24 protein-coding genes and 2 pseudogenes are annotated in these 24,733 nt (G+C 71.8%); 14 read left to right on the top strand and 12 right to left on the bottom strand.

What is annotated here, in order from left to right:
• The first annotated feature begins 150 nt into the window (after positions 1 to 150).
• From ATK30_RS43240 to ATK30_RS43230, 3 genes are all read left to right on the top strand, one after another.
• Complete coding sequence (locus tag ATK30_RS43240; RefSeq protein ID WP_101440431.1) at positions 151 to 894, top strand: dienelactone hydrolase family protein; 744 nt, start codon at positions 151 to 153, stop codon at positions 892 to 894.
• Between the two features lie 88 nt (positions 895 to 982).
• Entirely contained in the window at positions 983 to 1,339 is a 357-nt protein-coding gene (locus tag ATK30_RS43235; protein WP_101440430.1) for a hypothetical protein, read from the top strand.
• An 11-nt stretch (positions 1,340 to 1,350) separates the two neighbouring features.
• On the top strand, positions 1,351 to 1,995 hold the full coding sequence (locus ATK30_RS43230) for a phosphate signaling complex PhoU family protein (RefSeq protein ID WP_101440429.1): 645 nt from the start codon (positions 1,351 to 1,353) through the stop codon (positions 1,993 to 1,995).
• Here the strand turns inward: ATK30_RS43230 and ATK30_RS43225 are convergent.
• The 3 genes from ATK30_RS43225 to ATK30_RS43215 form a co-directional block, all read right to left on the bottom strand.
• Positions 1,907 to 3,262 carry a phosphatase PAP2 family protein gene (locus ATK30_RS43225; protein WP_101440428.1) on the bottom strand — a complete coding sequence of 452 codons (1,356 nt, stop codon included), beginning with the start codon at positions 3,260 to 3,262 and terminating at the stop codon, positions 1,907 to 1,909. The two genes, ATK30_RS43230 and ATK30_RS43225, sit on opposite strands and share 89 nt — an antisense overlap.
• 282 nt (positions 3,263 to 3,544) lie before the next feature.
• Complete coding sequence (ftsW, locus tag ATK30_RS43220; protein WP_101440427.1) at positions 3,545 to 4,753, bottom strand: putative lipid II flippase FtsW; 1,209 nt, start codon at positions 4,751 to 4,753, stop codon at positions 3,545 to 3,547.
• A 61-nt stretch (positions 4,754 to 4,814) separates the two neighbouring features.
• Positions 4,815 to 5,186, bottom strand: a complete 372-nt coding sequence (locus tag ATK30_RS43215) for a winged helix-turn-helix transcriptional regulator (protein WP_101440426.1) — start codon at positions 5,184 to 5,186, stop codon at positions 4,815 to 4,817.
• 96 nt (positions 5,187 to 5,282) lie between these two features.
• Here ATK30_RS43215 and ATK30_RS43210 point away from each other — a divergent pair, with 96 nt between their 5' ends.
• Positions 5,283 to 6,110 carry an alpha/beta fold hydrolase gene (locus tag ATK30_RS43210; RefSeq protein WP_101440425.1) on the top strand — a complete coding sequence of 276 codons (828 nt, stop codon included), beginning with the start codon at positions 5,283 to 5,285 and terminating at the stop codon, positions 6,108 to 6,110.
• Positions 6,101 to 7,225, top strand: coding sequence for a hypothetical protein (locus ATK30_RS43205; RefSeq protein ID WP_167442097.1), 1,125 nt, complete (start codon positions 6,101 to 6,103; stop codon positions 7,223 to 7,225). The genes ATK30_RS43210 and ATK30_RS43205 overlap by 10 nt, the downstream gene beginning before the upstream one ends.
• Here ATK30_RS43205 and ATK30_RS43200 read toward each other — a convergent pair.
• Positions 7,150 to 8,148 (bottom strand): DMT family transporter, encoded by a 999-nt coding sequence (locus tag ATK30_RS43200; protein WP_101440424.1) that lies wholly within the window; start codon positions 8,146 to 8,148, stop codon positions 7,150 to 7,152. The two genes, ATK30_RS43205 and ATK30_RS43200, sit on opposite strands and share 76 nt — an antisense overlap.
• 92 nt (positions 8,149 to 8,240) lie before the next feature.
• Here ATK30_RS43200 and ATK30_RS43195 point away from each other — a divergent pair, with 92 nt between their 5' ends.
• From ATK30_RS43195 to ATK30_RS43165, 8 genes and pseudogenes are all read left to right on the top strand, one after another.
• On the top strand, positions 8,241 to 9,131 hold the full coding sequence (locus tag ATK30_RS43195) for a LysR family transcriptional regulator (RefSeq protein ID WP_220816332.1): 891 nt from the start codon (positions 8,241 to 8,243) through the stop codon (positions 9,129 to 9,131).
• A gap of 72 nt (positions 9,132 to 9,203) precedes the next feature.
• Positions 9,204 to 10,508, top strand: coding sequence for an FAD-binding oxidoreductase (locus ATK30_RS43190; RefSeq protein ID WP_101440422.1), 1,305 nt, complete (start codon positions 9,204 to 9,206; stop codon positions 10,506 to 10,508).
• Between the two features lie 18 nt (positions 10,509 to 10,526).
• A pseudogene (locus tag ATK30_RS47195) lies at positions 10,527 to 10,856 on the top strand (alcohol dehydrogenase catalytic domain-containing protein); the annotation flags it as partial.
• Positions 10,762 to 11,233: pseudogene (locus tag ATK30_RS47190) on the top strand (zinc-binding dehydrogenase). The pseudogenes ATK30_RS47195 and ATK30_RS47190, both read left to right, overlap by 95 nt.
• 70 nt (positions 11,234 to 11,303) lie before the next feature.
• Positions 11,304 to 11,711: a RidA family protein gene (locus ATK30_RS43180; RefSeq protein WP_101440421.1), complete on the top strand. Its 408-nt coding sequence runs from the start codon at positions 11,304 to 11,306 to the stop codon at positions 11,709 to 11,711.
• Positions 11,712 to 11,745: 34 nt separating this feature from the next.
• Complete coding sequence (locus ATK30_RS43175; protein WP_101440420.1) at positions 11,746 to 12,600, top strand: MBL fold metallo-hydrolase; 855 nt, start codon at positions 11,746 to 11,748, stop codon at positions 12,598 to 12,600.
• A 54-nt stretch (positions 12,601 to 12,654) separates the two neighbouring features.
• On the top strand, positions 12,655 to 13,182 hold the full coding sequence (locus tag ATK30_RS43170) for a pyridoxamine 5'-phosphate oxidase family protein (RefSeq protein ID WP_101441377.1): 528 nt from the start codon (positions 12,655 to 12,657) through the stop codon (positions 13,180 to 13,182).
• A gap of 519 nt (positions 13,183 to 13,701) precedes the next feature.
• Complete coding sequence (locus tag ATK30_RS43165) at positions 13,702 to 14,304, top strand: hypothetical protein (RefSeq protein ID WP_101440419.1); 603 nt, start codon at positions 13,702 to 13,704, stop codon at positions 14,302 to 14,304.
• 204 nt (positions 14,305 to 14,508) lie between these two features.
• Here the strand turns inward: ATK30_RS43165 and ATK30_RS43160 are convergent, their stop codons facing one another.
• The gene (locus ATK30_RS43160) at positions 14,509 to 15,018 is read right to left on the bottom strand and encodes a MarR family winged helix-turn-helix transcriptional regulator (protein ID WP_101440418.1); all 510 of its coding nucleotides are present in this window, start codon (positions 15,016 to 15,018) and stop codon (positions 14,509 to 14,511) included.
• A 55-nt stretch (positions 15,019 to 15,073) separates the two neighbouring features.
• Here ATK30_RS43160 and ATK30_RS43155 point away from each other — a divergent pair, with 55 nt between their 5' ends.
• Complete coding sequence (locus tag ATK30_RS43155; RefSeq protein ID WP_101440417.1) at positions 15,074 to 17,026, top strand: MFS transporter; 1,953 nt, start codon at positions 15,074 to 15,076, stop codon at positions 17,024 to 17,026.
• A 70-nt stretch (positions 17,027 to 17,096) separates the two neighbouring features.
• Here ATK30_RS43155 and ATK30_RS43150 read toward each other — a convergent pair whose 3' ends face one another.
• From ATK30_RS43150 to ATK30_RS43120, 7 genes are read right to left on the bottom strand one after another with little or no spacing between them, the layout of a single operon-like run.
• Entirely contained in the window at positions 17,097 to 17,288 is a 192-nt protein-coding gene (locus ATK30_RS43150; RefSeq protein ID WP_244194900.1) for a hypothetical protein, read from the bottom strand.
• 58 nt (positions 17,289 to 17,346) lie between these two features.
• A complete protein-coding gene (locus ATK30_RS43145) occupies positions 17,347 to 18,171 on the bottom strand; it encodes an HpcH/HpaI aldolase/citrate lyase family protein (RefSeq protein ID WP_101440416.1) in 825 nt (274 codons plus the stop codon).
• Positions 18,168 to 19,376 (bottom strand): CaiB/BaiF CoA transferase family protein, encoded by a 1,209-nt coding sequence (locus ATK30_RS43140; RefSeq protein WP_101440415.1) that lies wholly within the window; start codon positions 19,374 to 19,376, stop codon positions 18,168 to 18,170. The genes ATK30_RS43145 and ATK30_RS43140 overlap by 4 nt, the downstream gene beginning before the upstream one ends.
• The gene (locus ATK30_RS43135) at positions 19,373 to 21,322 is read right to left on the bottom strand and encodes an SUMF1/EgtB/PvdO family nonheme iron enzyme (RefSeq protein ID WP_101440414.1); all 1,950 of its coding nucleotides are present in this window, start codon (positions 21,320 to 21,322) and stop codon (positions 19,373 to 19,375) included. The genes ATK30_RS43140 and ATK30_RS43135 overlap by 4 nt, the downstream gene beginning before the upstream one ends.
• On the bottom strand, positions 21,319 to 22,212 hold the full coding sequence (locus ATK30_RS43130) for a ribokinase (RefSeq protein ID WP_101440413.1): 894 nt from the start codon (positions 22,210 to 22,212) through the stop codon (positions 21,319 to 21,321). The genes ATK30_RS43135 and ATK30_RS43130 overlap by 4 nt, the downstream gene beginning before the upstream one ends.
• The gene (locus tag ATK30_RS43125; RefSeq protein WP_101440412.1) at positions 22,209 to 23,528 is read right to left on the bottom strand and encodes an ADP-ribosylglycohydrolase family protein; all 1,320 of its coding nucleotides are present in this window, start codon (positions 23,526 to 23,528) and stop codon (positions 22,209 to 22,211) included. Before ATK30_RS43125 ends, ATK30_RS43130 begins: the two co-directional genes overlap by 4 nt.
• Positions 23,525 to 24,685 carry an ADP-ribosylglycohydrolase family protein gene (locus ATK30_RS43120; protein WP_101440411.1) on the bottom strand — a complete coding sequence of 387 codons (1,161 nt, stop codon included), beginning with the start codon at positions 24,683 to 24,685 and terminating at the stop codon, positions 23,525 to 23,527. The genes ATK30_RS43125 and ATK30_RS43120 overlap by 4 nt, the downstream gene beginning before the upstream one ends.
• Positions 24,686 to 24,733: the final 48 nt, after the last annotated feature.

Genomic DNA, 24,733 nt, shown 5'->3' with positions numbered 1-24,733 from the left:
GGCAAACCGGACTCCGTCAATCCGCCGACCGGCAGTGGTTCAGTCCACCGACCGGACAGGAAACGCGACATTCGCGCGGAGCGGCGGCCCGGAGCCGGACCGGGATAGATTTGCTCTCGTACGCACCGAATTCGATGGAGGACAAAGCGGATGCGCAAGGAAATGGTGGACGTTCCGGCCGCCGACGGGACCGCGGACGCGTACCTGGCCGTGCCGGAAGGCGGGCCGCATCCCGGGGTGCTGCTCTTCCCGGACGCGTTCGGGCTCCGGCCGCGAATCGAGGAGATGGCCGGACGCATCGCCGAGGCGGGCTACGCCGTGCTGGCCCCGAACCTGCTCTACCGCGGCGGCCGGTCGCCGCTCGTGGACTTCGCCGCGCTGGAGGACCCGGAGAAGCGCGGCGCGGTGTTCGGCAAGCTGATGCCGATGATCGAGGCTCTCGACACCGACGCGATCACCCGGGACGCGGAGAAGTACCTCGACTGGTTCGCCGCGCAGGACGGCGTCGCCGAGGGGCCGGTCGTGATCACCGGCTACTGCATGGGCGGCCTGAACGCGCTGCGCGTGATCGAGGCGTTCCCCGGCCGGGTCAAGGCGATCGCGTCGTTCCACGGCGGCCGCCTCGCCACCGACCAGCCGGACAGCCCGCACCTGCGGGTCGGGTCGATCACCGGCGAGGTGTACTTCGGGCACGCCGACCAGGACCCGTCGGCCACCGCCGAGCAGATCAAGACTCTGGAGCACGCGCTCGACGAGGCCGGGGTGACCTACCGGTCGGAGGTCTACGAGGGCGCGTCGCACGGCTTCACGATGTCGGACACGGCCGCGTACCACGAGGAGGGCGAGAAGCGGCACTGGGAGAACCTGTTCGCGCTCCTGGAGCGGGTGCGCTGACCCGCGCACGACAAGGGCCCGGCACGCGGGACGCGCTCGCGGCCGGGCCCTGCGCGCGGAATCGGCGGCGGCCGTTTACGCTGGCCGCATGGCCGATGGTGCGCTGTGCCGCGAACCGGTGGAGCTGACCGGGCGCGAGCGCTCGGTCCTGCGGAGCGTAGCGGTCCGAGGGACGGAGCCCGAGCTGTTCTGCGAGCTGGAGGCCGGGCACGGCCACGAGCACGCGACTCCGGTCGGCGGACGCGGCGAGGAGCGGCTGATGTGGCTGCGCTGGTGGCCCGGCCGCCGGGTGCTGGAGACGCGCGCGCTCTGCGGCGCGGAGTCCGACGAGGGCGTTTTCTGCCGCGTGCCCGGCGGGCACGAGGGCAGCCACAGCTACGAGCTGGCCGAGCCGGAACCGGCCTGGCCGCTGGCCGACGCGGGCCTGCCCGCCGGCCGCCGGTAAAGTCGCCCGACATGCGCGAAAGCTTCCACGACGACCTGAAACGGCTCAACGGGCGTCTGGCGGCGATGGCCGAGGCGGCGGCCGAGGCGATGCGCCGGGCCACCCAGGCCCTGCTGGCTGTGGACCTGCCGCTGGCCGAGCAGGTGCTCAGCGGCGACGCCGACCTCGACGACCTGCGGGCCACCTGCGAGGACGAGGCGTACTCGCTCCTCGCCCTGCAAGCCCCGGTGGCCGGCGACCTGCGCGCCGTGCTGGCGGTGGTGTACTGCGCGGAGAAGCTCGAGCGGATGGGCGACCTCGCGGCGCACGTCGCGGGCACCGCCCGGCGGGGCCACCCGGAGCCGACCGTGTCCGCCGACCTGGAGCCGGTGTTCGCCGAACTCGGCGAGGTCACCTCGGCGATGGCGGACCGGCTCGCCGACCTCGTGCGCGGCGAGGCCCGCGGCGGCTACGCCGAGCTGAGCCGCGCCGACGAACGCGTGGACGCGCTGCACGCCCGCGTGATGGCGACGGTCACCTCTCCGGACTGGACGCACGACCAGCGGATCGCGGTCGCGCTGAGCCTGCTCACCCGTTTCTACGAGCGTTTCGCCGACCAGGCGGTGTCGGTCGCGAAGCGCCTGGAGTTCGCCGCGACGGGCGATCTCCCGGGCTGACCTCCGGCGGCGGACCGGCCTGGGCCTGGTTCGACGGACGCGGCGGCGGCGGGCCCGCGGTGCGGGCCTGCGGCGGACTTGCGGGGCGGGCCTGGGGCGAGCGCGCCGGACGAGCAGGCGGCTGGACGGGGCCGCGGGCCGGTGGTTGCGCGGGCGGGCGCGGCTGGTTCTGCGGCGGGGCCTCGGCGGACCGGGGCTGGGGCATCGGCTGGGAGTGCTGCCGCCGCGATGCCGGGGAGTCGGCCGCGCCGGGTCGCGGGGCTGCGGGGCGGATCGGGCGGGAGTTTTGCGGTCCGGGAACCGGGCCGTCGGCTGAGCGCTGCCGAGGGGCGGCGGTGCCGACCGGTTGCGAATTCCGCCGCCGGGGCGGCGGGGCACTCGTGCCGCGGGCTTGCGGCGAATCCGGCTGCGGCCGGGCGGGCTGGCCGCTGGCGTCGTGCGCCTGGGGCAGATCGACTCGGCGCGCGGGCGGAGCAGGTTGGCCGGCGGCTCCGGGCAGATCGACGCGGCGAGTGGGCGGTGCACCCGTGTCCCGGTCAGCTGGCCGCGGAGCCCGCGGCGGACGAGAGGCCCGGACCGGCGCTCCGTCCGGGAGCGAAGCAGCGCCGTCTCGACCTGGGCGGGCAGCGCGAGCGTCCGAACGCACCGCGTCCGCGCCTTCCGGCGCCATACCCAGCAACCCGAACGGCACCTTGCCCGCGAACCGCCGCACGAGCTCGGCAGCCGGAGCCAGCGCGTATCGCTGCAGCAGCAACGCCATCCCGGCCCCGAGCGCGAGCCCGATCAGCACGTCGTGCGGATAGTGCGCGCCCACGAACACCCGCGAGACACCCATCGTCGCCGCGAAGGCCGCCAGCCACGGCGCGCCCTTGCGCCACGCGAAGGCTCCGCCGAGGGCGACCGCGGCCGCGATGGTGGAGTGGTTGCTGGGGAACGACCAGTCGCCGGGCGGCGGGCAGGTGCCGACGATCGCCCCGGGCGGCAGCCCCCGGCACGGCCGCTGCTCGTGCACGAACGCTTTCACGATCTCGCTGAGCGCGTAGGCGACCACGGTGGCCGCCGGGACCAGCAGCGCCGACGCCATCCGCTCGGGCGAGCCGGTCTGCCGCGCCCGCCACCAGAGCCAGGCGAAGAACGGAGCCACGAGGACGAGGCCGTAGGACGTGTACGCCAGCACGAGAGCCTGCACCCAGCCCGGCATCGCCAGGCCGAAATGGGTGATCGCGTCGTACGTCTCGCTGCTGGAAGCTCCGGCCGCGGTCGCCATACAACCCCTCTCCGGTCCGCCGGTTCGCCTGGCGGCCATCTCGCGTTCACCCGAAGGTCACGAGGGTACCGAGAGGCGGAGGGGAGCCCGCGACGCCCCGGCCCGGGCCCGGGAGTCCATTGAGGACTCTCCGGCGCGGGTCGGGGACTGGCGGGGTATTCGCAGGTCACCGGCTCGCCGGGAGCGCTCGCCTTGGCGAGTTCTTTCTTCTCGCCGGGCAGGATCCGGCAGCGCGCGTCGTGGTGACCGTGGTCCCGAAGGCAGCGGAGAGTGCCTTCTTGATCACGCTCGGACTGTACCGGAGTCCTTGGTCCGCAGGCCGGCCAGGAACGTCTGCGCGGCCGGTTCCTCCCGTGCGGCCTGGGCGAGGATGCCGAACTGGAGCATGGTGATCACGAGCGAAGTGCCGCCCGCGGAGACCAGCGGCAGCGTCACCCCGGTCACCGGAAGCGCGCCCGCGACGTAGCCGATGTTGATCAGCGCCTGTGCGACCAGCAGCAAGGTGGTCGTCCCGGCGACCAGCCGCACCCACGGATCGGCGACCCGGGCGGCGGTGCGCAGGCCGATGACCGCGAGGAAGCCGAACAGCCCGAGCACCAGGAGGCAGCCGGCGAACCCGAGTTCCTCGCCGACGAGCGCGAAGACGAAGTCGTTCTGGACGTCCGGCAGGTAGCTCCACTTCGCCGCGCCCTGACCGAGCCCGACGCCGAACCAGCCGCCGTCGGCGAGGGCGTATTGCGCCTGCTGCGCCTGGTAGCCGCTGCCGCTCGCGTCCGGATTCGGCGAAAGAAAGGAAAGGATGCGCGCGAGGCGATAACTGGCGAAAAGGGCGAGGACGACGATTCCGGCGACCCCGCCGGCGAGAATAGCGGCGAACAAGCGCTTCGGCGCTCCGGCGAACCACAGCAAGCCCAAAGTGATGAGTGCGAGCGTGACCGTGCCGCTGAGATTCGGCTGGGCCAGCAACAGTGCGCACAACGCGAGCGTCACCGGGATCAGCGGCACCAGCAAGTGCCGCCAATGGTGCAGCACCTTCTGTTTCGACACCAGCAAATGCGCGCCCCAGAACACGAGCGCGACCTTCGCGATTTCCACTGGCTGCAAGGTGATCGGCCCGGCGGAGAGCCAGCGTTGCGCGCCGCCGTGGTCGGAACCCAGCGGGGTCAGCACCAGAAGCAGCAGCACGACGGCCGCGGCCAGAGCTGGGGTGGCTGCCTTGCGCAGCCGCGAAAACGGGATGCGCAAGCCGAGCACGAACGCGACCGCGCCGAGTGCGACGAAGGTCAGATGCCGGAAAAAGGCTTGGTACACCCCGGTTCCGGCGGCTGGATTGGCCGCGGCGGCCGAGGACGACAGCGCCATCACCGCGCCGAGCAGCGTCAGCGATGCCCAAATCGCGACGATGATCCGGAACGACGCGAGCGGATGCGCGAAGAACTGTCCGATTGCGTGCCGTGCGGGTTTGCTGTCCCGTTCGGTTGGCGACTCCACAGCGGGAGTGTGTGCCGTTTTCGCTTCGCGGTGGCTGACCGACTCGCCAGGGTGGGGAAAATTACCGCCCGGATTTCTGGTTGGCCTGGTCGACGTCGGCCATGTGCTCTTCCGCCCACGTCCGCAACACCGCGAGCGCGGATTCCAGCGACGTGCCCAGCGCGGTGAGCCGGTAATGCACCCGAGGCGGCACGGTCGCTTCGACCCGCCGCGTGGCGAGGCCGTCGCGGACCAGGCTCTGCAGGGTGACCGAAAGCATTTTCTGCGACACCCCGGGGATGCGCCGGCGGAGGTTGGCGAACCGCACCTCGTCCGGCGCGGCCTCGGCGAGGATCTTGACGGTCATCGACGTCCACTTCGTGCCGATCCGGTCGAGCAGCCGGCGCGTCGGGCAGGCCGGGTCGAACAGATCGCCGCGGGGGGAGGGGGTCACCTCGGGCTCACCACCTGTCGGGAAAGTGCCGTCTTGGCGGCACCGTTGGGGTTACCTACCGTGTGCTGGTAACCAATGGTAACCACAGGAGGTTCGATGGACGCGGTGCGGCAGGTCGAAGCGAACGGGGTCCGGCTGAACGTCGCCGTCGCGGGGAGCGGTCCGGCGCTCGTGTTGCTGCACGGGTTTCCGCACACCTGGCAGCTGTGGAGCGCAGTGCTCCCGACGCTCGCCGAGCGGTACCGGGTGCTCGCGCCGGACCTCCGCGGACTGGGCGCGAGCAGCCGTCCGGAGAGCGGGTTCGACGCTGGAACGGTCGTCGCCGACGTCACGTCCCTGCTCGACGCGCTGGGGGAGCCGGACGCGGACGTGGTGGCGATCGACCTGTCCGTCCAGAGTGCGTTGCTGCTGGCGTTGCGGCAGCCGGAGCGGGTGCGGCGCCTGGTGCTGATGGAGTCGCTGCCCTGGGGCTTCCCGGCCGGCCCGCCGTGGTGGTTCGGCTTTCACGCGGTGCCGGGACTGGCGGAGACTGTCCTTAATGGACACGAGGCGGAATACGTCGGGTGGTTCCTCGACCAGGGCACGCTCGGCCGGGGCGTTCCGGCGGAGGTCCAAGCAGCCTTCGCCGAGGCGTACACCGGCACCGGAGCGCTCCGCTGCGCCTTCGAGCACTACCGGGCAATGCCGGAAAGCGTCCGTCAGCTGACCGAAGCGGCGGAGAAGCGGCTGACCGTGCCGACGATGGCGATCGGCGCGCATCCGGTGGGCGACGCGCTGGAGCAGCAGCTGCGTCCGATCGCCGACGACCTCGCCGGCCGCGTGCTGCCGGACTGCGGGCACCTGATCCCGCTGGACCGTCCGCGCGCGTTCCTCGATCTCCTGCTGCCCTTCCTGTCCCGGGAGATACTGGCCGGGTGTCGTTGACGTCCGAGCTGGCCGACCCGCGAGGGAAGCTCGCGCGCTGGTGCGCCCGGGTCTTCACCGGCACGGCCGCGGCCGCGCGGCGGATCGAGGAAACGACGAACGGCGTGCGCCCGGTCCGTCCGGCGCTCGCGCGTCCGCCCCGGCAGCACTGGGCCGAAATCGGCGGGGCGTTCGGCCAGCGGATCGCGGACCTCGTGCAGCCCGCGCCGCCGTACTACGCACTGCTCGGCATGGTGCGCGCGCAGTGGGGCAGCGGCCGGTGGGCGCACGCGCAAGCCGCCCAATACCCGACGCACGACGAGCTTCCGGCGGAGTACCGGGCGCGGGCGCTCGGCATCCGTCCGGCGGCCGCGACCTGGCTCGACCTCGGAGACGGATTGCCGCACGGCGAGGCGATCCCGGGCGCCGAAGAGCTGTGGGGAGAACTGCTGGGACGCGCTCGCCGGTACCAAGCGCAGCACGCCCCGCCCGGCGTGCTCGGCGGGCCGGGTGCGGAGGCCGGGCTGGCCCGGACGAACTGGGTGCTGTCCGCGTGCGAGGACATCTACCGCTCCGGCCGCGTCGATCCCCGGCTCGCGCGGGTCGTCGACGGCGGCGGCACGATCGCGGACCTGCGCGCCCTTCCCGCCGACGCACAGGTGACCGAACTGGCGGAACTCGCGAAACGCTTGCACGACAACGGCGCGCTCTGGGAACTGCGGCGGCTCGGCGGCGCTCCGCCGGAGGGGTATCCGCTCGGGATCGCCGGGCCGACCATCGTGCCCGGCTGGGCGGACGGCGACCTCCTGCTCGGACGGCTGGACCCCGAGCAGGGGATCGCCGACGGCACGCTGCTGGACGTGAAGACCGTGCTGACCGTCGGCGATCCGGACCGGGCTGGGCGCTGGCTGTGGCAGATCCTGCTGTACGCCTGGCTCGACGTGGCGGACCTGTACCGGATCCGGGAGGTCGGGCTGCTGCTGGGGCGGCACGGCAAGCTGGTCCGCTGGCCGGTCGACGAGCTGGCCGCCGACCTGCTCGGCGGGGACGGGCTGGTCGATCACCGCCGCGACGAGTTCAGGGACATGGCGCGCGGGCTGCTCGACGCGGTCGGGCTGAGCCTGGCCGACGACTGAACCGCGGGCTTCTTCGCCGCGCCGCGTCCGGCGAAACACACCGCGGCGAGCACGATCACGCAGCCGACGAGCTGCAGCGCGCCCGGCCGTTCGCTCAGCAGCAGGAACCCGAAGGCGACCGCGCCGACCGGCTGCAGCAGCATCATCGTCGCGCCGGTCGAGGCCGCCAGCCGCGGCAGGGCTCCGGCGATCAGCAGCCAGCCGACGACCTGCCCGACGATGGCGAGTGCGGCGAACCAGCCGAGCGACGGCAGGCTGGGCGCCAGGTCGAGGCGGCCGAACGGCAGCCCGAGCACGACCGACACGAAGCCCGCGGACACGGTGGCCAGCGACAGCGAGCGGACCTGCGTCGCGGGGCTGCTGCTGAGCCGGAGCAGCAGCAGGTACCCGGAGTAGCCCGCCCCGGCGGCGAGCGCGAAAACCAAACCCAGCACCGGGTTCGAGCCGGTCGTCGAAGACCCGAACACGCCGCCGGCGAGCACGATGCCGCCGATCAGCGTCGGCGCGACGAACTTGAACCGCGGGTCCGGCCGCTCCTTGAGGAACACGAACGCCAGCAGCGGCACGATCACCACCTGCACCGAGAGCAGCATGGTCGCGACGCCCGCGCCGACGCGCGGGATCGCCTCGCCCCACAGGACGAAGTCGAGCCCGAGGCCGAGCCCGGCCAGCAGCGGCAGCAGGATCTTCGCGCGCACGCGGGTCCGCCGCGCCTCGCTGAACGCCAGGACCGCGAGCAGCGGCAGCGCGAGGGCGCAGCGCCAGAACGCGCTGGTCGCGCCGCTGGCCCCGGACACCTTGATGAGCACCGAGGTCAGCGCGATGCACAGGCAGCCGGCGGCGGCCAGCAGCCGGGGGTCGGCGCGGCCGGTGAGCGCGGCGATCGGACCGGCGGTCGGCAACGGAGCGGATTCGGTGGTCATGCCTTCTATCGTGGGGTCGCTAACTATCAAGGACAAGTGAAGATTCCTGCGTAAAACCCGGTAGCATCACTACCGTGTTCAGTGTGGATCGGATGCGCGCCCTGCACGCGGTCGCGCAGCACGGCTCGGTCGCCGGCGCGGCGGCCGCGCTGCACGTCACGCCGTCTGGCGTGTCGCAGCAGCTGGCGAAACTGGAGCGGGAAGCGGGCCTGGCGCTTTTGGAGCCGCGCGGCCGGACCGTGCGGCTCACGCGCGCCGGGCAGGTGCTGGTCGGGCACGCCGAACGCGTGCTGGCCCAGCTGGCCGAAGCGCGCACCGATCTCGAACGGCTTCGCGAGGACGTCTTCGGGCCGTTGCGGATCGGGTCGATCGCGACGTGCGTGCACGCCCTGCTGCCGCCCGCGCTCGCGATGCTCACCGAACAACACCCGCGGCTGGACGTGACGCTCGGCGAGGGCGAAGCCGAGCAGACGCTCCCGAAGGTGCTCGCCGGGGACCTCGACGTGGCGGTGTTCGAAAGCTGGGCGGACCGGCCGACCCTGGTGCCGCCGGGGATCACGCAGGTCACGTTGTTCTCCGACGTCGCCGATCTGGCGCTGCCCGCCGGGCACCGGCTCGCGCACCGCCGCACGGTCGACCTCTCCGAGGTGGACGACGTGTCGTGGATCAGCTGGACCGGCCGCTCCGGCTGCTACGAATGGCTCGTGCACGTGCTCCGCTCGCAGGAGCTGGAACCGCGGATCAGTTGCACCATCGGGAGTTACGTGACGCAACTGGCGCTCGTCGCGGGCAATGTCGGCGCCGCGCTCGTCCCGCGGCTCGCCCGCGGGCCGATTCCGGACGGCGTCCGGATGCTCGCGACGCGGCCGGTGCTGAACCGCACGATCATCGCCGCGTGCCGGTCCGGCGAGGAGGCGCACGGCGGGGTCCGGGCGGCGCTGGAGGCGCTCAGCGAAGCGTCGGCGGCTTATGTGAACCGCTGAATCTTGGTGCGCGGCGGGCTTGTGCGGTCGATTCGCCCCTAGAGTCGGAACCGACGAGCAGGGGAGCGGCCGATGACTGCCGAGGATGTCTTGCGAGCCCGACTGTCCGCCGGGCAGGTGCACACCTCCGGCCCGCAGTACGAATCGGCGGCGACGGTGTGGAACGCCGCGGTCGCCGCGCGTCCGGCGGTGGTGGTGGAATGCCGGAGCACCGCGGACGTCCAAGCCTCGGTGCGTGCCTCGCGCGAATTGGGCTTGCCGTTGTCGGTGCGAAGCGGCGGCCATGACTGGGCCGGACGTGCGGTGGCCGACGGCGGGATCATGCTCGATCTGCGGCCGCTGAACCGCGTCGCGGTCGATGCCGGGCGGCGCGCCGCGGTGGTCGGCGGCGGCGCCCGGGCCAACGACGTGCTGGCCGCGGCAGAGGCGCACGGCCTGACCGCGGCGGTCGGCACGATCGGCGCGGTCGGGTTCGCCGGGCTCGCACTCGGCGGCGGATACGGTCCTTTCCTGGGCGAATACGGGCTCGCCGCGGACAATCTGCTCGGCGCCGAGATCGTGCTCGCGGACGGCGAGGTCGTGCTCGCCAACGCCTCGCGGCTGCCGGACCTGTGGTGGGCGCTGCGGGGCGGCGGCGGGAATTTCGGCGTGGTGACGTCGCTCGGGGTGCGGTTGCACGCGACGCCGCGGATCACCACCGGCCCAGTCTGGTATCCGGCGTCTGACGCGGCCCGCGTTTTCGCCGCCGTGGCCGAGATCCAGGCCGGCGCGCCGGACGACCTCACCGTGCAGACCGGGATGCTCGCCGGTGCCGACGGTTCGCTGTGCGTGGTGGTCTGGCCGACCTGGTGCGGTCCCGCTGATCCGGACGGCTTCCTCGCCCGGCTCGGGCCTCCGCTCGCCTCGAACATCGAGACGGTCTCGTCCTACGCAGCGGAGGTCGCGAGCCGGGACGCGATGTTCCCGGACGGCCGATCGGTCGTCATCCGCACGCGGTCGCTTCCGGCGTTCGCTCCGGAGGCCGTCTCTGCCTTGCTGGCGCAGATGGAAGCGATGGCCTCGCCGTTGTCCGGCCTGTCGATCCACCACTTCCACGGCTCGGCCGCCCGGGTTCCGGTGGCGGACACGGCGTTTCCGCTGCGGGAGGACCATCTGATGGTCGAGGTGCTCGGGATGGGCGAGGGCGCCGACGACCGGGGCTGGGCCGACGCCGTCTCGGAGGCGTTGGCCCCGTTCGCCTTGCCGGAGGCGTACGCGAACCTGCTCGGTCCGGACGTCCCCTCGGCGAACGTCTTCGGCCGCAACTCGGCCCGGTTGCGGGACGTCAAACACCGCTACGACCCGGACGGGGTTTTCCGCGCCATCCCGCTGGGGTGAGGCGGCGTCGATCGCGCCGTGGCGGGCGGACGGACGGGCTGGGCGGAAATTCCCCGCTGTGCCGGGGTTCGCGTCCGGCCGGGCGCGGCGGGGCACGGCTGCCAGGTTCGCGGACGTGACAACAAAACCGATGCGGGGGTCCACGAAGGCGCGCCGGGGATCGCCGGGGTGCGGGTCGCGGAGGTCCCGGTGCCGCGACCGGGACCGGGCGAGGTGCTGGTCCGGCTGAAGGCGGCCGGGCTGAACCACCGGGATCTGTCCATCGTGGACAGTCGCGGTCGGGCTGACCCGTCGACCGTGCTGGGCTCGGACGGGACCGGAATCGTCGTGGCGGCGGGAGCGGACGCCGCCGACGGTCAGCGTCACCTCGCGCAGTCCCGAAAAGCTCGCCAGGGCAACGGAATCAGGTGCCGACCGGGCGATTGGCAGCCGCGGCGGCTGGGCCGCCGAACTCGGCGAACCGGTGGACCTGGTCGTGGACAGCATCGGCTCGGCGACGTTCGACGGCTGTCTCTCCGTGCTCCGCTCCGGCGGCCGGATGGTGACTACCGGCCCGCACGTCGATGGGCAGCGCGCGGGAGCTCTCGCAGATGGTCGGATTGGTCGTGGAACACCGCGTGCGGCCGGTGGCGCACCACGGCTACGACCTCGCGGACGGGCCGCGTGCGCTGGCCGAATTGGCGTCGGGAGACCAGTTCGGGAAGCTGGTGGTCGCGATCGGCTGACCCGGCCGGCGAGTTTTTGTCGGTGGCTCGTGGTGGACTGCGGGCACGAACCGAGGGAGGGGAACACCTGATGAGCAAACGCTGGAATCCGGGGACGGTCGCGGCTCCGATAGGCCGCTACAGTCACCTCGCGCAGATTCCGGCCGGCCACGAGCTGGTCGTGGTCGCCGGGCAGATCGGCGCACGGCCGGACGGCACGCTCGCCGGGCCGGACGCGGAGGCACAAACGCGCGAGGCGCTGGCGAACATCGAACGGGTGCTCGCCGCGGCGGGCGGCGGGCCGGAACATCTGGTGAAGGTCTTCAGCATGGTCGCCGGAGCCGAACACCTGGCCGGGTTCCGCACGGCGACCGGCGACGTGTTCAGCCGGTGGTTCCCGGAAAGCGACTGGCCGACACAGTCGCTGATCGTCGTGTCGGCGCTCGCGAAACCGGAACTGGCCGTGGAAATCGAAGCGATGGCAGCGGTGCCCCGGTGAGCGCCGATCCCTTGCCCGGACGACAGGAAGCCCGATGACGATCACGCTCGGACAGATCCGGATCGACCCGGTCGCCGAACTGGACCACTGGCCGTTTCCCCCGGCCGAGCTGTTCCCGGCGGTCACCCCGGAACAGCTGGGGGACCACCGCGGCGACCTGGACCTGTCGATCACCACGTACCTGGTGCGCACGCCGGACCAGACCGTGCTCCTCGACGCCGGGAACGGCAACGCCAAGGAACGCCCGGTTCTGCTGGCGCACCACCGGTTCGACACGCCGTACCTGGACCGCCTGGCCGCGGCGGGCGTCGTGCCGGAGGACGTCGATGTCGTCGTGGCCACCCACCTGCACCCGGACCACTGCGGCGGCTTCACCCAGCTGGCCGGCGGTTCGTGGGATCCGACCTTCCCGCGTGCCCGGTACCTGATCGCGAGCGACGAATACGCCTGGCTCCAGGAGGTGCACGCCGCGGCCCCGGAAGGCGGGGTGGCCGCCGACCTGGCCCGGACGTTCGAGGACAGCGTGCTGCCGGTGGTCGAGGCTGGTCTGGTCGAACTGATCGACCTCCCGTACGAGGTCGCGGACGGCATCACCCTGCGCGCCCTGCCCGGCCACACCACCGCCCACCTGATCGCCGAACTCAGCGGCGGCGGCCAGCACGCTGTGGTGAGCGGCGATGTGCTGCACCATCCGTTCCAGTTCTCGGACCTGACGCTCGCCCAAGGCGGCGACGCGGATCCCGCCGTCGCGGCGGAGTCTCGACGGACCTTGTGCGAGCTGGCTGTCGAACGAGATGCCCTCGTCCTGCCCGCGCACTTCGGGCCCGGACGAATCGACCGAGACGGCGACGGTTTCCGCTACCGCCCGGTGCAGTCAGGAGGTGCCTGACCACTTAATCGCGGGGCCATGTCGATTCAGCGGCTGCTCGTTCGACGCATGGGCATGACTGACTACGAACCGACTTCAACCCGCAACCTCGACCGTTACGGGAACGCCCCGCTGCCATGGAGTCGCGCCCGCGACATCCTCGCCGCCGACACCCCGACCGCAGACTTGACGTTCTTCGTCGCAACCGTCCGCCCAGACGGCCGCCCGCATTCGGCGGGCGTGGGCGCGGTCTGGGCAGACGACGCGCTGTACTTCGTCGGCGGACCGGGCACAAGGCGTTCCCGCAACCTCGCGGCGAACGCGGCGTGCAGCATTTCGGTCCGCCTCCGCGGCCTGGACCTGACTCTGGAGGGCGACGCCCACCGAGTCACGGATGCCGGCACCGTGGCACGGCTAGCCGAGGTCTACCGCTCCGGCGGCTGGCCAGCGACGGCGGACGGCGACGCTTTGACGGCACCGTTCAGCGCCCCGAGCGCGGGCCCGCCGCCGTGGCACCTGTACCGGCTCACCCTGCGACGCGCGGTGGGAGTCGCTTCGGCGGAACCGCACGGGGCGACTTGCTGGGAGTTCGCTGGGTCTTGAAGGCGGTGGTTTCGCCGTTCGGACGCCGTCCCGGGTGCTGATCGTCGTCAGGACCGCATGGCGATCCTGGCCGGAATTCGCTGACGGGGCATAGTTCTGGCGAAGCACTGTTGGTTGCCGGTCAAGGTCGACTTCCGCGAGGCGATCACGGCCTTCGCCGCTGCGGTGAACAGCGAGGACGGCGCGTCGTGACGCGCGGGAAGCGGCCCGGGCGCGTGCCGCGCAGGACCAGCGGCGGCTGCGGGCGGAGATCCGGCAGCTCCGGGCGGAGCTCGAGCAGGAGACCGCCTGCGCCCGCCGGGGCCCGGCGCCACCGGCCACACCTGGACCGCCGCGCTCGCGCCGCACCAGCTGCTGGCCCGGATCGAGGACAACGAACCGGAATTCCTGGTCCGCGTCGGAGACACTGCCGGGCGGTGCCGGGGCGTGCGCGGTGCCTGACCTGCTCCGACCGTGCAGCAGCAAAAACCGCGATTCGCACTTCGGCGCGCTGCGGGCGCACGCCGTTACTATCCGCTCATGGTGTGGGTGCGGACGCTGCTGACGACATTCGTGATACTCGCGGTCGCCTGGTTCGGGGTGACGCTGACCGTATTCCACCACGGCGGCGGAACTCAGCTGGTCTGGCTCAGCGCCGCGCTGATCGTCGTTCTCCCCGCGATCCTGGGCCGCAGCGGCATCTTCGTCGTGCTGAACCTTTTCGTCGCCGGTCTTCATCTCGTGATGATCTTCATGACCGGATCGTCCTTGATCGACGGTTACGTGCTGGAGACGCGCGGCGTGCCGATGCGGGCGAGCGCGACCGGCTACACCGACCACTGGACGGCGGTGCAATTCACGCCGCCGGACAAATACACGAAGAACGCGCTGGTCGTCGTCACTCCGGACGGGCAACACGGCTTGGTGGCAGTGGAACACGACAAGCCGGGCAGCACTGTCTCGGTAGTCGTGGACCCGAAGAAAGCGGTCGACCTGCACCGGCCGGACGAGGTCGGCTTCGGGGTCGGCGTCACCTTCGGGATCGTCGACGCGCTGATGGTTCTCGGCTGGAATTTCCACGCCGCCCGCTCGGGGGCGAAGAGCCGCCGGCGTTCCGGCGAGCAGGCGCCCGCCGCGGCGTAGGCCGATCGGCGCGAGATTCGCGAAAACGGCCGCTCAAGCATCCAATCCGCCGGACAACGGCCGTGGCCGGGCTAAACCGGGCGATCCCGGCGGGAGAGTGCCGGTTTCGCTCCGCGGCGACGTGCGGGCGCAGGGGACGTCGCCGGGCACGTCCGTGCCGGGAGCCGGCCGATGCGTTGGGCTGTCGCCTGAGCCGCCGGGCGGTCATGCCCGTCCGTCCGGCCCCTCCCAGTCCAGCAGCAACGCGCGCAGATCGTCGTTCATCCGGTCCTGTTCCGCACGCGACAGAACGCCCAGCAACCGAGCCTCCGTCTGCGTCTTCATCCCGAACACCTCGTGCGCCCGGGCCAGCCCCTCGTCGGTCAGGCTGACCAGGATCTGCCGCCGGTCGTCCGGGTCGATGTCGCGCCGGACCCAGCCTTTGCGTTCCAGCCCGGCCACGCGTTTGGTCACCCCGCCCGATGTCAGGCGCATGCTGTCCAGCAGTTGCCCGGCCGAAAGACGGTACGGGGGACCGGCTCGTTTGAGCGCGCCCAGCAGCTCGACTTCCCACAGGCCGACCCCGAAGGCGTCGAATTCGCGGCGCAGTTCCGTTTCCAGCAGCCGGGCGGCGCGCAGCAGGCGGAAGCTGAGCGCCTTGCTGACCCGGTCGTCCGCGCGCACTCCGGTGATCTGCGCCATGACTCCGTCGACGTGGTCCCGCTCCGCTGGCATGGGCGAGTATTCTAACACCAGTAATTATCTTACCGGTCTCGAATCAGGACGGTCCGTGGACGCTTCTCCTTCGCCCGAGCCCGATCCGCAGCGCTGGCGCGCCTTGTGGGTGTGCCTCATCGCGGGGTTCATGACGCTGCTCGACGTGAGCATCGTCAACGTCGCGCTGCCCTCGATGGAGCACGGGATCGGCGCGACGCCCGCGGACGTCTCGTGGGTCGTCTCCGGGTACGCGCTCACGTTCGGCCTTGCGCTGGTGCCGTCCGGGCGGCTCGGCGACGACTACGGCCGCCGCCGGATGTTCCTGCTCGGCCTGGCGTTGTTCGTCGCGACCAGCGTGCTGTGCGGCGCGGCGCCGAACGCGACCTGGCTCGTCGTCGCGCGGCTGGGCCAGGGTGTCGCGGGCGGGTTGCTGAACCCGCAGATCATCGGCCTGATGCAGCAGCTGTTCTCCGGCCGCGAGCGCGGCAAGGCGTTCGGCGCGTTCGGCGCGACGGTCGGGCTGTCCACGGCGATCGGGCCGGTGCTGGGCGGCTTGCTGATCCAGGGCATCGGGGTAGAGCAGGGCTGGCGGTGGGTGTTCTACGTCAATCTGCCGATCGGCATCCTCGCGATCCTGTTCGGGCTGCGGCTGCTGCCGAAGGACGCGCGCAGCGGCCGGAAGCGGACGCCGGACCTGCTCGGCAGCGTGCTGCTCGGCGTGGCGGTCGTGCTGGTGATGCTGCCGCTGATCGAGGAAGAGGAACAGGCGACGTCGCCGCGCTGGTGGCTGATGGGCGTCGCGGCCGGGCTGCTCGTCGTGTTCGTGCTGTGGGAGCGCTGGCTCGGCAACCGCGGCAAGCACCCGCTGGTGAACCTGAAGCTGCTGACCGTGCGCAGCTACTCGATGGGGTCCGCGCTCGGCATGGTCTATTTCGCCGGGTTCACCGGGATTTTCCTGGTCCTGACGCTGTTCTTCCAGCAGGGCCTCGGCTACACCGCGCTGCAGGCGGGCACCGCGATGCTGGCGTTCGCGATCGGCTCGGCGATCTCGCCGACCATCGGCGGGCGGCTCGTGCACCGGTTCGGCAGGCCGATGGTCGTCCTCGGCACGCTGCTCGTCGCGATCGGGCTCGCCACGACCGCGTGGCTCGTCCGCGACTACTCCGGCGCGAACACCGCCTTCGTGCTGGCCGGGCCGTTGTTCGTCGGCGGGTTCGGCAGCGGCCTGGTGATCTCGCCGAACTCGACGCTCACCCTCGAAGAAGTCCCGCCCGCGGAAGGCGGCACGGCAGCTGGGGTGCTGCAGACCGGCCAGCGGATCGGCTCCGCGGTCGGCACCGCGCTCGGCGGCTCGCTGTTCTTCGGCGAACTCGGCCGCTCGCACGGGGACTACCACCGCGCGACCGCGCTCGGGCTGATCGGCTCGACCTCGCTGGTCGGGCTCGCGTTGCTGTTCGGCGTCGTCGATGTGCTGCTGTCCCGGACCCGCAAGACCCGCGGCGTCCCGCAAAGCACCCCGCGACCCGCGGCCGTTTCCGGCTCGGTGAGCGGACTCGCTCCCGCGGAAACTGCCTCGGTGTCGTTGACGTCCCTGGAAACCCACGAAGTGCGCCGCACCACCACCGGCGCGGACAATACTTTCGCGCTGGACGCCCCGGCGGGCTCGTATCTGCTGCTGGTGCAGGCAGGCGGCCGCGAGCCGGTGGCCCGGCACGTGCGAGTGGGCGCCGAACCGGTGCGCGAGGACATCGAACTGACGCGGCCGGTCCGGCTCACCGGCACCGTGCACGCGGTCCGGGGCCCGTTCCCGGGCGCGCAGGTCGCGGTGCTGGACGCGGAGGGGCAGGTCCAGCGGGTGACCGTCACGGACGAGGCGGGCCACTACACCGTCGACGATCTGTTCCCCGGCGAGTACACCGTCGTCGTGACCGGCTACCAGCCGGTCGCGGAACCGGTGCAGCTGACGACCGAAGGCCCGGCCCGCTTCGACCCGTTGCTGCGCTTGGTTTCCGCGGACAAGGCTTAGCCGGAGACGAGCGCGAGCACTCGCGACCTCGAGGCGCTCCGTCGGCGGCGTGGGTTTCGGGGGCCACGTCCTAATCGGCGACGAGTGCCAGTACTGCCAGTGCTTGGTCTCGCATCGCCACGTCTAGGAACGTTCCGTCGGCGAGGGCGAGCGCGCCGACTCCGGCTTGGGTGGCACCGTCCATTCGGGACAGTACCTCCCGCGCTCGTGCGATCTCCTCGGCGGTCGGCAGGAAGGCGGCGCGGATCGTCGGCAGTTGCACCGGATGGATCGCTGTCCGGCTGGAGCATCCCGGGGAGTGGGTTTCCGGGGGCCACGTCCTAATCGGAGACGAGTGCCAGTACTGCGAGTGCCTGGTCCCGCATCGCGATGTCCAGGAACGTCCCGTCGGCGAGGGCGAGCGCGCCCACTCCGGCTTGGGTGGCACCGTCCATTCGGGACAGTACCTCCCGTGCCCGTGCGATCTCCTCCGCAGTCGGCAAGAAGGCCGCGCGGATCGTCGGCAGTTGCACCGGATGGATCGCTGTCCGGCCGCGGAAACCGAGTGCCCGCCCGGCGCGGCAGCTCTCCGCCAGCCCTTCCAGGTCGCGGACGTTCGCGTACACCGACATCGCCGGCGGGGGCAGCCGCGCCGCGCGGGCGGCGTTCACTATCCGGCTGCGCGCCCAGGTGAGCCCGGCTTCGTCGGCGAGCCGCAGGTCGGACCGCAGATCCGCCTCGCCCAGTCCGAGCGACGCGGTCTGCGGCGAAGCGAGCGCGATCTCCAGCGCCCGCTCCACGCCGAGCGCCGACTCGATCAGCGGGTGCAATTCCCGCCCCGGCAAGGCATCGGCGTGCGACCGGACGTCGAGCGGGCTCTCGACCTTCGGCAATCGCGCGCCCACCCACGTCGGCAGGGCGGCGACTGCGGCCACGTCCGCCGCGTGCCACGGGGTGTCCGGGTGGTTGATCCGCACCTGCACCGGCCGCGACGCGGGCACGTCGGCCAACAGCCGCATCGCGGTGTCCCGTGCGGCGTCCTTCTGCGCGGGCGCGACGGCGTCCTCGAGATCGACCAGCACGACGTCGGCGTCCGAGGCGAGCGCCTTGGCCACGCGGTCGGGCCGGTCGGCCGGGACGTAGAGCAGGGTCAGCGCGGGCGTCATACCGCTCCCTCCGCGCGAAGTTCGGCGATCCGTGCCGCGGTGAAGCCCAGCGAACCGAGCACTTCGTCGGTGTCCGCGCCGTGCGGGCGTCCGGTGAAGCCGATGACGCCGTCGTTGTCCGACAACCGGAACAGCGGCCCTTGCATCAGCGTCGTGCCCAGCTCCGGGTCCTCGATTTCGTGGATCGTGCCCAGTGCGCGGAACTGCGGGTCCGCGACGATGTCAGCCGCGTCGTAGATCGGCGCGACCGCGGCCTGCGCCTCCTCGAACGCGGCTACGACCTCGTCCCGCGTGTGCTGGGCGATCCAGCCGCCGACGGCCTCGTCCAGTTCGTCCGCGTGCGCGGCCCGGTCCGCACCGGTCGCGAACCACGGCTCGTCGGCCAGTTCCGGACGTCCGACCAGCCGCACCACGCGTTCCGCGATCGACTGTGCCGACGTCGACACCGCGACCCAGTGCCCGTCGCACGTGCGGTAGGTGTTGCGCGGGGCGTTGTTTGTGGAGCGGTTGCCGGTGCGCGGCTGAACCGTGCCGAGCTGGTCCCACCGCGTGATCTGCGGTCCGAGCATGGCGAGAATCGGTTCGATGATCGCGACGTCCACGACCTGACCGCGTCCGCTGGCCGTACGCCCGGCGAGCGCCACCATGATCGCGTACGCGGTGGCCAGCGACGCGACTCCGTCGGCGAGTCCGAACGGCGGCAGCGTCGGCGGTCCGTCCGGTTCTCCGGTGGCCGCGGCGAATCCGCTCATCGCCTCGGCGAGCGTGCCGAAGCCGGGTCGAGGGGAGTACGGCCCGAATTGGCCGAATCCGGTCACCCGGGCGAGAACCAGTCCCGGATTGCGCGCGGACAGGTCCTCGTAACCGAGCCCCCAGCGTTCGAGCGTGCCCGGCCGGAAGTTCTCGATCACCACGTCGGCCGTCGAAGCAAGCGCCAGGAACACCTCGCGCCCGCCGTCGCTGCTCAGGTTCGCGGTGACGGTGCGTTTGTTGCGCCCCAACGTCTTCCACCACAGGTTGACGTCGCCCTTGGCCACCCCGTGCGTGCGCGACGGATCCGGCCGCGACGGGTGCTCCACCTTGATCACGTCGGCACCCATGTCACCGAGGTGCATCGCGGCCATCGGCCCGGCGAACAAGGTCGACGCGTCCACCACCCGCAGCCCGGCCAGCGCTCCGGCGGACGCTTCTCTCGACACGGTCATCGCGTCACATCCCAGGCACAGCGGAACCCGACGGTCGCGCCGCGCGCCAGCCCCAGGCCGGGCAGCAGCAGCTTCACGCTGTAGTCCGATGCGTGCCGACCGCCTTCGACGTACCATTCGGAACCCTCGGCGCGGTAATCACTGCCGCCCTTGAGCATCACGAACCGGGTCCTCCCGTCGGAGTGTTCGCTTTCGGTCCAGTTCCACACCGCGGGCGTGCCGCGCCGCAGACCGCCGGTTTCCCCGGCGAGCTGCCATTCGTCCTCGGTCGGCAACCGGCCGCCGCGCCACGCGCAGTACGCGCGGGCGTCGTCGAGGTCCACAAAGGTCACGGGCTCGTCCTCGGCGACCGGTTGACCGTCGACCCAGTGGGCCAGGAACCGGTGCGGCTGGACCGGCTGATACCCAGTGACAGCAAGGAATTCCGCGAACTCGCCGTTCGTCACCTCGGTGGCGGCGACCACGACCGGCGACGCCAGCGAACCGTCCCGCTGCAGCGTCCGGGCGTCGTGCAGCCGCGGCGGGAGCGGCTTCCACTCGTCCACGTACGGCGCGCCCTGGTACATCCCGGTCTCGCGCGCCCGATACCGGACCGTCAGCACATACGGCCCGGCAGGCACCACTACCGCATCGGCGTCGGGCGCACCGCTTGTCGTCGATGGTTGCCGACGAACCGCGAGCCGGTGCGGGAACCGGGCGTCCGGATCGTGCGGCAGGGTCGCCACCTGAGACAGCCACGGCGGCTCGGCGGCTCCGTCCGCGATCCGCAGCAGCGCCGAAATTCCCCGCGCGGGCACCCGTCCGTCAGCGAAAAGGTCGATCACCCGCCCGTCCACGACCGGCCCGAAGTAGTCGGAGTCGCCGCGGTTCACGACCGTCCACAGTGTCCAGTCGCCGAGGTCCCAGCGCGACGCGTAAACCCCGGCCGCTTCGGCTTCCGGCGTCAACGGGGCCAACGGCGTCCACTCGCCCTCGCGCAGCAGGTCACCGACCGCACGCTGCACCGTGACCATCCGCCGCACCGTCGCCGCGTCCCGCTGCGACCAGCCGACCCACACGCCGAACACGACTTCCCACACCATCACGCCGACGCCGTTCAGCCAGGCCGACTGCAGCTCCTCCGTGTGATCGCGGTGCCACCGCCGCACGTGGTGCTGCATGTGCCGCCGCTCGTACCAGTGCGACCGCAGCACGCCCGGCACCGGCGAGTCGGCGAAGAACTGCGCCCACGACGCCGAGTGGTCCTCGATCCGCTCGACCGGCAGCTTCGATTCGCCCTCCAGCACCACTCCGGGCCGTGCCCGTTCGAGCTGCTCGACCAGCGCTGGATCGGCCTTCTTCAAGGTGTCCAGGAAGACGCCGTCGGCACCGAAATCGGCCAGCACCGCGGACAGTTCCGCGGCATCTTCCTTCCCCCGGCGCGTCCCGACGTCCCACGGGTTGTAGTCCACGAACACCCGCATGCCCGCCGAATGGAACACCTCGACCAGTTCGCGGAGACCGGGCACGTCGCGGTAGAAATCCCACTGGTTGCGGTCGTCGAGGCCGATCACCGGGTACGCGTGCCACAGCACGACCGCGTCGAGCCCGCCGAACCGCTGGTGCGCGTCGGCAAGGAAGCGCTCCGGCGTGAACCGGCGCTCCTCGAAGGAATACAGCAATTCGTCCCACAGCCAGACCTGCGCGACCGTGTGGCATCCGGCGGCCCACGCGGCTTCCGGCCGGTCGTAGGCGCGGCCGTGATAACTGTGCCGCTGGTGCGCGTCGGCACGCCATTGCTCCAGCCTTGCCCGCCATTCCGGACGGTCGGCGGGGTCCGCCGGGCCGACGAAGATCTTGGCCTCGTCGAGCGCGGCCAGCTGCTCAGGGGAGAGGGGCGCACCGAGCGGGACCTCGGTCGGCTGGTCGATCGGGCGCGGGACGAGCGGGTTGAACACGTACGTCATCGGGCGTTTCCTCCGGTCGCGAACTCAGCGACCTCCGCAACGGTCGGCACGGCGGACTGCGCGCCGGGCCGGGTGACAGCGAGCGCGGCGGCGGCCCCGGCGCGTTCAGCGGCTTCGCGGAGCGGACGACCCTCGGCGAGCGCCGCGGCGAGGACGCCGCAGAACGTGTCTCCGGCACCAGTAGTGTCCACAGAGGACACCTGGAAACCAGGCAGGTGCACGATTTCCTGTTCAGCGACAACACAACCAGCGGCACCGAGCGTGATCACCACAGCGGGTGCGCGCTGCTGCAGTATCCGGGCCAGCTCCTCGGGCGTGCCCGTCGTCCCAGCCAGGTCTGCAGCTTCGTGCTCGTTGACAACGAGCACGTCCAGCTCAAGGTCCGGCAGCGGCCGGGACGGTGCGGCGTTGAGCACCATGCGCGCACCAGACCGTCGGGCCGCTGCAGCAGCGGTGACGGCCTCGAGCGGAATCTCCAGCTGGGCAAGCACGACGTCCGCCGCCGCGATCCGCTCCAGCTGCGCCGAGGCGAGCGAGAGCAGCGAGTTGGCCCCCGGGGCGACCACAATGGAGTTCTCGCCGTCCGGCGACACCATGATGAACGCGGTTCCGGTGGCACTGTCCACTCGCGACACCAGGTCCGTCCGCACCCCGGCCTTCGTCAACGACGCCAACAGAAAGTCAGCCCCGTCGTCCGGACCGAACGCACCGAGGAACGTCGTCTCCACCCCGCCGGCGAGGGCCGCGGCGACCGCCTGATTGGCCCCCTTGCCACCCGGACTCCGCCGCACCTCGCCGCCCAGCACGGTCTCGCCTCCGTGCGGCTGTCGCGAAACGTCGACCACCAGATCGACGTTCGCGGACCCGACGACAGCGACTCGCTCGGTCATCGCGCCACCCCGGCCGTCCGCGCGGCGAGGTCGGTGATCCGCTGCTCGCCGCCGGGCAACGAGGTCGCGATCCGGTTGTCGAGCGGTTTCGTCCACTGCTCGCCGATCCAGTCCACGCCCACCAGCGCGCCGACCACTCCGCCGACCGTCGCGGCGGCGGAGTCCGTGTCCCAGCCAGCCGTGACAGCGAGCGAGATGCTCTGTCCGAAGTCACCGTCGCCGCGGGCCAGCGCGTACGCGATCACTGCGGCGTTGTTCAGCACGTGCACCCAATGCAGGTCGCCGTACCGGGCGTGCAACCGGTCCAGCCCGTCGTCGTAAGCAGCGGCTTCTCGCCCGAACCGCACCGCCTCGGCGAGTCGGCTTTCCGGCGGCAGAACGGTTTCCGCCGCATCGAGGACACTGTGGACGGAGTCGACCACCATCGCCGCCGACGCGAGTGCGGCTGCCCAGATCGCACCGTAAATGCCGTTGCGGGTGTGGCTGAGCCGCGCGTCGACCCACGCGAGCCGTGCGGCACCGCGGACATCGCCGGGGGAGACCCAGCCGAAAACGTCGGTCCGGATCAACGCGCCGATCCACTCGCGGAACGGGTTGAGGTGCTTCGCAGTCTCCGGCACCGGGCGCGCGTCCAGGAGGTTCCGGTACGCGGCACGCTCGGCGGTGAACACCCGCCCGGCCGGAAGCTGCTCCAGCCACAGCTGTGCGACGTCGTCGGTCGTGAATTCGCGGCCGTGCCGTTCCAGCAGCGTGAGCGCGAGGATGGGGTAATTGAGGTCGTCGTCCTCCGGCATCCCGGAGATGTTCTCCTCCAGGGAAGTCGGGGCCGACCGCCGGTTCCACGGCCACCGCGCGGCGACGTCGTCCGGCAGTCCGACGGCGGTGAACCACCGGTCCAGCGGCCAGCGTCCGGTCGCGCGCAGGATCTCCTCGATGCCCTCGCGCGGGATCTTCTCGACCGGCTTCCCGAGCAGGCACCCCGCCGCGCGGCCGGTCCACGCGCCGAGCGTGCGGTCCTCGGCACGCCTGGGCAGGACCGGAGCGGCCGGAAGCAGCGCGAGGATCTCGTCCCAGCCGTCCGGTTCTCCGGGCGACGGCGCGGCGGGGAGCGCGGCCAGCTCGTCCAGCAGCGTCCGGGCCAGCGCCCGCAACGCCGGGGACGCCGGCCGCGGTCCAGCCCCGCTCACGGCGGGAACCGGATCACCGCCGGCGGCGATCCAGCGCTCCCGCACCGAGGTCACGTCCCTGCCCTCGGCAGCGGACTGGACGAACTCGTGCGCGAGCAGGTCTTCGGGCTGAGCCCAGGTGAGCCTCATGCCGCGTCCAGCGCGTCGAGGGCCGCCAGCCGCGCCTGGGCCCGTGCGCGGTCGGCTTTGACGATGTCCGTCGCGGCCGAGGCGAGCAGCCGCCCGGTCTCCCGCAAGTCCATCTTGCTGGCTTCGCCGATCGGATCGATCCATTCGTCCGGCACCGACGCCGCTCCGCCGAGCCCTGCGCAGAGCGCACCCGCCATCGACGCGATCGAATCCGCGTCCCGGCCGTAGTTCACCGAAGCCAGCACCGCCCCGCGATAGTCGCCCCGATGGCCCAGCACGAATCCCAGCGCGGCGGGCAATTCCTCGATCGACTTGGTCCGCGACGGCCGCCGCGCGTCCATCGACATCTGCCGGTACTCCGGTCCGACCGAATCGAACGGCGCGACGACCTCGCGGATCTTCCGCGCCAGCGCACGCTCCTCGTCGTCGTTCTTGGGTGTGGCGTTCCACCCCTGGAAGGCGTCGGCCACAGCCTGCAGCGCGGCCAACGTCCCGTCGTGCGACACCGCGAGCGCGGCCCGCACGATGTCGTCCAGCCCCGCACCCGGGGCGACCGAAGCGGCGACCATCGCGGCCAGCACCCCGGCGGCCTCCCGGCCGTAGCTCGACTGGTGCGGCGCGGTCAGGTCGATCGCCTCGGCGTACGCGGCCTGCGGATCTCCCGGATTCACCACGCCGACCGGCGCGATGTACATCGCCGCGCCGCAGTTCACGATGTTGCCGACGCCCGCCTCGCGCGGGTCCACGTGCCCGTAGTGCAGCTTGGCGACGATCCACTTTTCCGCCAGGAACACCCGCTGCAGCAACAGAGCCGTCGACTCCAGCTCCGGCACCCAGCGCGGTTCGCCGATCATCAGCGGGACGAGGTCCTCGGCCATCGCGTACGCGTCGAGGTGCGCGCGGCGTTTCGCGTACACCTCCACGATCGCGCGGGTCATCAAGGTGTCGTCGGTGATGTGCCCGTCGCCCTTGTGGTACGGCGCGATCGGGCGCGCGTCCCGCCAGTTCGGGTACCACGGACCGACGATGCCGGTCACCCGGCCGCCGTGCCGCTCCTCGATCTGCTCGGGCGTCCACCCTTCGGTCGCGCCGCCGAGCGCGTCCCCCACTGCCGCGCCGGTGATCACTGCCACCGCGCGGTCCTCCAGCCAGGTCACCGGCTTGCGTCCCTTCGTTCCCCGGCGCGGGCGGAGCGCCCGCGCCTG

Source organism: Amycolatopsis echigonensis (genome assembly GCF_002846615.1).
GTDB lineage: Bacteria > Actinomycetota > Actinomycetes > Mycobacteriales > Pseudonocardiaceae > Amycolatopsis > Amycolatopsis echigonensis.
Note: the sequence above shows the minus strand (reverse complement) of the source record. Positions and strands in the feature narration are given on the sequence as shown.

Excerpts from the sequence above, each read along its gene's own strand:
- ATK30_RS43240 (WP_101440431.1), top strand. The coding sequence starts at position 151 with ATGCGCAAGGAAATGGTGGACGTTCCGGCCGCCGACGGGACCGCGGAC.
- ATK30_RS43190 (WP_101440422.1), top strand. The coding sequence starts at position 9,204 with ATGACTGCCGAGGATGTCTTGCGAGCCCGACTGTCCGCCGGGCAGGTG.
- ATK30_RS43125 (WP_101440412.1), bottom strand. The coding sequence starts at position 23,528 with ATGAGGCTCACCTGGGCTCAGCCCGAAGACCTGCTCGCGCACGAGTTC.
- ATK30_RS43200 (WP_101440424.1), bottom strand. The coding sequence starts at position 8,148 with ATGACCACCGAATCCGCTCCGTTGCCGACCGCCGGTCCGATCGCCGCG.
- ATK30_RS43225 (WP_101440428.1), bottom strand. The coding sequence starts at position 3,262 with ATGGCGACCGCGGCCGGAGCTTCCAGCAGCGAGACGTACGACGCGATC.
- ATK30_RS43140 (WP_101440415.1), bottom strand. The coding sequence starts at position 19,376 with ATGACCGTGTCGAGAGAAGCGTCCGCCGGAGCGCTGGCCGGGCTGCGG.
- ATK30_RS43230 (WP_101440429.1), top strand. The coding sequence starts at position 1,351 with ATGCGCGAAAGCTTCCACGACGACCTGAAACGGCTCAACGGGCGTCTG.
- ATK30_RS43175 (WP_101440420.1), top strand. The coding sequence starts at position 11,746 with ATGACGATCACGCTCGGACAGATCCGGATCGACCCGGTCGCCGAACTG.
- ATK30_RS43210 (WP_101440425.1), top strand. The coding sequence starts at position 5,283 with ATGGACGCGGTGCGGCAGGTCGAAGCGAACGGGGTCCGGCTGAACGTC.
- ATK30_RS43135 (WP_101440414.1), bottom strand. The coding sequence starts at position 21,322 with ATGACGTACGTGTTCAACCCGCTCGTCCCGCGCCCGATCGACCAGCCG.
- ATK30_RS43130 (WP_101440413.1), bottom strand. The coding sequence starts at position 22,212 with ATGACCGAGCGAGTCGCTGTCGTCGGGTCCGCGAACGTCGATCTGGTG.
- ATK30_RS43145 (WP_101440416.1), bottom strand. The coding sequence starts at position 18,171 with ATGACGCCCGCGCTGACCCTGCTCTACGTCCCGGCCGACCGGCCCGAC.
- ATK30_RS43180 (WP_101440421.1), top strand. The coding sequence starts at position 11,304 with ATGAGCAAACGCTGGAATCCGGGGACGGTCGCGGCTCCGATAGGCCGC.
- ATK30_RS43170 (WP_101441377.1), top strand. The coding sequence starts at position 12,655 with ATGACTGACTACGAACCGACTTCAACCCGCAACCTCGACCGTTACGGG.
- ATK30_RS43165 (WP_101440419.1), top strand. The coding sequence starts at position 13,702 with ATGGTGTGGGTGCGGACGCTGCTGACGACATTCGTGATACTCGCGGTC.
- ATK30_RS43195 (WP_220816332.1), top strand. The coding sequence starts at position 8,241 with ATGCGCGCCCTGCACGCGGTCGCGCAGCACGGCTCGGTCGCCGGCGCG.
- ATK30_RS43235 (WP_101440430.1), top strand. The coding sequence starts at position 983 with ATGGCCGATGGTGCGCTGTGCCGCGAACCGGTGGAGCTGACCGGGCGC.
- ATK30_RS43160 (WP_101440418.1), bottom strand. The coding sequence starts at position 15,018 with ATGCCAGCGGAGCGGGACCACGTCGACGGAGTCATGGCGCAGATCACC.